General features: G+C 41.9%; 5 protein-coding genes. 3 read left to right on the top strand and 2 right to left on the bottom strand.

Going from position 1 to position 5,350, the window contains the following annotated elements; all coding sequences use genetic code 11:
• Nucleotides 1–356: 356 nt before the first annotated feature.
• From PLL47_RS14410 to eif1A, 3 genes are all read left to right on the top strand, one after another.
• Nucleotides 357–557, top strand: coding sequence for a CxxC-x17-CxxC domain-containing protein (locus PLL47_RS14410; protein ID WP_324447192.1), 201 nt, complete (start codon nucleotides 357–359; stop codon nucleotides 555–557).
• A 367-nt stretch (nucleotides 558–924) separates the two neighbouring features.
• On the top strand, nucleotides 925–1,125 hold the full coding sequence (locus PLL47_RS14405) for a CxxC-x17-CxxC domain-containing protein (RefSeq protein ID WP_324447190.1): 201 nt from the start codon (nucleotides 925–927) through the stop codon (nucleotides 1,123–1,125).
• A gap of 170 nt (nucleotides 1,126–1,295) precedes the next feature.
• Nucleotides 1,296–1,646: a translation initiation factor eIF-1A gene (eif1A, locus tag PLL47_RS14400; RefSeq protein ID WP_324447194.1), complete on the top strand. Its 351-nt coding sequence runs from the start codon at nucleotides 1,296–1,298 to the stop codon at nucleotides 1,644–1,646.
• Nucleotides 1,647–1,760: 114 nt separating this feature from the next.
• Here the strand turns inward: eif1A and PLL47_RS14395 are convergent, their stop codons facing one another.
• Nucleotides 1,761–3,395 (bottom strand): acetolactate synthase large subunit, encoded by a 1,635-nt coding sequence (locus tag PLL47_RS14395; protein ID WP_324447189.1) that lies wholly within the window; start codon nucleotides 3,393–3,395, stop codon nucleotides 1,761–1,763.
• 186 nt (nucleotides 3,396–3,581) lie between these two features.
• A complete protein-coding gene (locus PLL47_RS14390) occupies nucleotides 3,582–4,952 on the bottom strand; it encodes an aldehyde dehydrogenase family protein (protein WP_324447188.1) in 1,371 nt (456 codons plus the stop codon).
• Nucleotides 4,953–5,350: the final 398 nt, after the last annotated feature.

The raw sequence follows: 5,350 nt of genomic DNA, 5'->3' as shown, positions 1-5,350 counted from the left end.
ATTCTTCTTTTCAATAATTCCTGATAGCCTGGAAATACTGAGACTTTCGACTCTTTTCAGCTGCACTATCTTCTTCTTCCTGAAGATCATTATATTCTAAAATTTAATCTTTAAACCTGAGAATAGTTTTGAGAATCGAATATAGAAACGAGCGGCTTCAAATTAAAAATATTTTTCTAATTTATTTTTAATTTTTAGAGTAAAATTTATATAATTTGACTGTATAGTAAGACCATTAAAAATAAAGAGACGTATAATCTGTTATTAAAAACTAATTTCTGTTTTTAATCAAAGAGCTCTATACAATCTTATTTTTAAGCAAATGACTATCCGTTGTAAGCGGAGGTGAAAAGAAAATGGCTTTTAATGACAGAAATTCCTTCCGGGGAAGAGACAACCGGGGAGGTTTCGGCGGGGCCCCGAGAGAAATGCACAACGCAACCTGTTCTGACTGCGGTGCTGAGACTCAGGTTCCTTTCAAACCAGATCCCGACAGACCGGTCTACTGCAGGGACTGCCTTCCTAACCACAGGAAGCCCAGAGAGAACCGCTATTAAATCCAAACTCCGCTTTGGAATTCTTACGTTTATAGAGTGCTATCCGTCCTGCCCTGTTTAATAGGCAGACGGATCGATTCTTTTTCTACCTGGTTCATTTAAATTTTGGCTCTTTCTGATTATTTTCATGCTGCTGTGATTATAAATTTGAATCAGGGAACTTCCTTGAATATCCTGAAATGTTCTTTTGCTTTAAACCTTCTTTTTTCATAGGAATGTTTATATAATTTGAATGTATCTTTGGGGATTGAAAATAAAGAGACGTATAATCTGTTATTAAAAACTCGCTTTTGTTTTTAATCAAAGAGCTCTATACAATCTTATTTTTAATTAATAGTTATCCGCTGGAAGCGGAGGTGAAACAAAAATGGGTTTTAATGACAGAGGAAACTCCTTCAGGGGAAGAGACAGCAACCGTGGCGTTTTCAGAGGCGGCAACAGCGGCCCCAGAGAAATGACCAAAGTAACCTGTTCTGACTGCGGTGTTGAGGCCGAAGTTCCTTTCAAACCAACAGAAGGACGGCCGGTTTACTGCAGAGATTGCCTTCCTAACCACAGAAAGTTCTAATGATAATCTGTATTGAGTGTTAGTTTTTGCAATTCAGTTTGCATTAATGCTCAATTCATTTTTCACTTTTTGTTTTTTAACTCTTTACTTTCGCTTTATTTTTCCGCGAATTTATCCATTAGAGCAAAGTAATCAAAAATTATTGAATAATATCACAAGGAGGAATTAACCTGGCTAATTATAGAAGTGCTGTTAGGAAAAGACAATCAGGATCAAATAAACCCGTAAGCTCCGGAGATAATCCGGAAGTAACAAGGGTCCGAACCCCCCGTAAAGACCGAAATGAAGTTCTGGCAACGGTAGCAAGTTTACTTGGTTCAAAAAGAGTTTCACTTCAGTGCATGGATGGAGTTGTCCGCATGGGCAGAATTCCGGGTTCCAAAAACAAGAAAATGTGGATCCGCGAAGGCGATATCGTAATCGCAAACCCCTGGGAAATTCAGGATTCAAAAGCTGATGTCATCTGGAAATATACAAGGCCGCAGATTGACTGGCTTGAAAGAAAAGGGTACCTTAATTAAGGCCCCCCTGAAACCTTTTACTTTTCTATAATTTCTTTTAATACCTGCCTCATTTATCCATATTATTTGCTCTGCAGTAAATACCTTGATAAGTATTATTTCACTTGCGCTTTTTCAAAATTTGCACACAAGGTTTCCGAGTTCTATTGAGAACGTTTCATAATTTACAGAATAGTCAATAGGACATTCGATAACTACCAGCTTATTCAGGGAAAATGCTTTTTCGAGGACCTCTGTGAGATTGTCTTTTTCTTTTACCTTCATACCCGTTGCCCCGAAACTTTCGGCAAGAAGGGCAAAGTCAGGGTTTCCGTAGTCCAGAGCAAAGTCTTCAAAGTTCATTTTCTTCTGTTTCCACTTGATGAAGCCAAAGGCATTGTCGTTCAGGATAAGGACTACCAGAGGGATCCCGTAACGAACTGCAGTCTCAAGCTCCTGGCAGTTCATTATAAAACCTCCGTCTCCGCAAATAGCGAGTACGTGGCGCTCCGGGTGAAGAAGTTTTGCAACAAGCCCTGCAGAAAAGCCTGCACCCATTGTGGCAAGGGCATTGTCCAGCAGTACTGTATTGGGAGTGTAAGTCTTGTAGAACCGGGAAAACCAGAGCTTGTATATCCCGTTATCAAGAGAAATTATGTCTTCACGCCCGAGAACCTCTCTCACACTGCGTACAACTTCCTGAGGGATGGGGGGATAGCTCTTCCTTACAGGGGAATTTATTTTTTCTTCGATGAAGGCTCTTGTGTTTTCAAATACAGGGAACTTTCTTTTTTCGGAAACTCTTGCGGCAAGCTGCCGGATAGAAGAGGAAATATCTCCTATTACCTCAACTTCAGGGTTAAAGTACCTGTCAGGCACTGATTCCACAAAATCAATATTTACGATCTTTTTATCCAGGTGTCCGTTCCAGAGATAAGGGGGGTATTCCACTATATCATAGCCTACTGTTATTATCAGGTCTGCCCCATCAATTCCGCAGTTTACGTAATCCCTGGCATGGATTCCGGTGGCAAAGAGGCTATAAGGGCAGTCATCAGGGACAACACCTTTTCCCATCTGCGTATGCACAACATAAATGCCCGTCCTGTTTGCAAAATCCTCGAGTTCTTCAGTTACAGCCTTTCGGTTAGCTCCGGAAGATACTATGATAAGAGGGTTTTTAGCCTGGCGAATCATGCTTGCTGCCATTTCGACAGCCTCAGGGTCAGGAATGGGTATTTTGATTTCACTCCTCTTCTGCACAACTGCATCTGTATCTTCTCCAGCCACGTCCTCCGGAAGTTCTATGTGTACTGCTCCGGGTCTTTCGGCTTCCGCATGCTTGAAAGCGTTTCGGAGAACTGTAGGAATCATCCCTGGATCGGAAATTGATACCGCTTTTTTGCAGAGCGGCTCCATCATCCTTACAACGTCTACAAGCTGGAAACGTGCCTGCCAGTTATCAATAAGGGCTTTCTGCCCCGAAATTGAGATTAAAGGAGCCCCTATCAGCTGCGCCTGAGCAACCCCCGTAACGAGGTTAGTTGCTCCGGGACCGAGAGTTGAAAAGCATACCCCTGCTTTTCCTGTCAGCCTTCCGTATGCGGTAGCCATAAATGCCGCAGCCTGTTCGTGCCTTGTTATGATCAGTTTGATATCCGAATTACGAAGAGATTCGAGAAGGTCAAGATTTTCTTCTCCGGGAAGTCCGAAAACGTATTCTACACCTTCTTCTTTAAGCTGGGAAACAAAAAGATCCGAAGCTTTCATGAAAATACCCCAATTTGCCTTATTCTGATACTTGATCTGACATAAGGCTTTACTCTAAGCTTTGTTTTTTAACGTTTATTCTTGTCTTGACCTGCTTAAATCAGATTTTTTCCTCTCTTAAATCAGATTTTTTCTCTCCAGCTTTCAACGCGGTGCCTCATCAAATTCTAAACAGTCTTCTACTGCTTATTGATATTTGTTAACTACTATAGTCTTTGTGTTCACAAACTCCTTAAGTCCACAGTCTGAAAACTCTCTGCCGAGGCAGGATATCCTGGAACTTCCTGAGAGCAGCCCTGGCTCCGACTCTATCCTTCCATTGATGGTCACAAAACCTGCCCTGATTTTTTTTGCCAGCCTCTCGGCTTTTTCCAGGTCTTGAGACCATATTTCGGCTCCATACACGAACTCTGCGGAATTTGCAATTTTCACTGCCTCATTTTCATCCTTTACCATAATTACCGGTGCAATAGGTCCGAAGAGCTCTATATTGAGAACTTTCATATCGGAACTGGCTGCAGGGACAAGGGCAGGTCTGAAGAAAAAGCCTTTCTTATGCTCTTTCCCGTGGACATAAGGCTCTGCTCCTTTTTTCTTTGCATCCTTAAGGACTTTCTCAAGGCTGTCGAGAAACTCCTTTTTTGCCACAGGTCCTATATCAGTTTCCTCATCCATTGGGTCTCCAACCTTCAACTTCTGCATTTGCATTTCAAATGCCTCGATAAAATCGACGACAAGATCTTCGATGACAATAAACCTCCTTGCAGAATTACATCTCTGGCAGGTATTAAGGAAGCAGGATCTTACCGCAGCTTCTGCAGCACGGTCTAAGTCCGCATCTTCAAGCACTATAAAAGGATTGGATCCTCTAAGTTTCAGCACGAAAGGTTTGATCATTCTTCCTGCAATCTCCCCTATTTCAGACCCGGCTCTCACGCCGCCGGTAAGAAAAACTCCGTCCACAAGATCCTCGTCAATGATTTCCATGGCAGTTTCGGTGTCTATTAGCAGGGTCTTAAACACATCCTGAGGCAATCCAGCCCAGGTAAAGATTTTTTCAATCTCAAGAGCAGACCCGGGGACGTTGGAGGCATGCTTTAGCAGACACACGTTTCCTGCTATCAGTGTGGGCACTGCAAACCTGAAAGCCTGCCAGAAGGGGAAATCCCAGGACGTGATCCCAAGAATGACTCCCAGTGGCTCAAAAATAGCATGGATTTTTTCGGTTTCTGTTTCCGCAATTTCATCTTTGAGAAACTCTGTCGCATTTTCTACACAGTAATCACAGAACCGTGCGCTTCTTTCGATTTCTTCAAGGGAAAGTCTGATAGGCTTTCCCGTTTCTTTTGTAATAATCTCTGCGAAAATTCTCCTGTTCTGCCTGAGCACCTCAGAAATTCTTGCAATATACCCTGTTCTTTTCTCAACCGAAAGAGAGTTCCATCCAGGGAAAGCAGCCCTGGATTTTTCAATCTGGCTTTCACAGTTCCCGAAAGATAATGTATCATAGGCCCAGTTTAGTTCTTCAGTATAAGGATTAACGGATTTGATTTTCATAATCTCCCCCCAAAAAGAGTCCTGTAGCAATATTGGAATTCCGGATATTATAATTTAAGGACAGGTAAAGTCCTAAAAGAGGAAAGGATTCTCAGAATTACTCTCCCCAGCAATCTGTTCTCTAAAGAAATTCAGGTTTCCTCTGAAAGGCAAAAGGTGAACTAAAAAACGAAATAGTGTTCAGAAACTGGCAGTAATAATTATAAATCAAAATATTAATTATAGAGTACTCAATTCTAAATGGGGGAAAATATGAGAAAAGCATTGCTTATTTTAATAGTTCTGTTTGGCGTATTCCTGGCAATCGGATGCGCACAAAAAGGTACCGAACAGCCTAACGAAACAGTAACTCCAGTTGAAGAAGTGACTCCAGTTGAAGCTGTAACTCCAGTTGAAGC

This window comes from Methanosarcina sp. (genome assembly GCF_035390745.1).
Lineage (GTDB): Archaea > Halobacteriota > Methanosarcinia > Methanosarcinales > Methanosarcinaceae > Methanosarcina.
This window is presented reverse-complemented; position numbering and strand designations above follow the sequence as displayed.

Excerpts from the sequence above, each read along its gene's own strand:
- PLL47_RS14395 (WP_324447189.1), bottom strand. The coding sequence starts at position 3,395 with ATGAAAGCTTCGGATCTTTTTGTTTCCCAGCTTAAAGAAGAAGGTGTA.
- PLL47_RS14410 (WP_324447192.1), top strand. The coding sequence starts at position 357 with ATGGCTTTTAATGACAGAAATTCCTTCCGGGGAAGAGACAACCGGGGA.
- PLL47_RS14390 (WP_324447188.1), bottom strand. The coding sequence starts at position 4,952 with ATGAAAATCAAATCCGTTAATCCTTATACTGAAGAACTAAACTGGGCC.
- PLL47_RS14405 (WP_324447190.1), top strand. The coding sequence starts at position 925 with ATGGGTTTTAATGACAGAGGAAACTCCTTCAGGGGAAGAGACAGCAAC.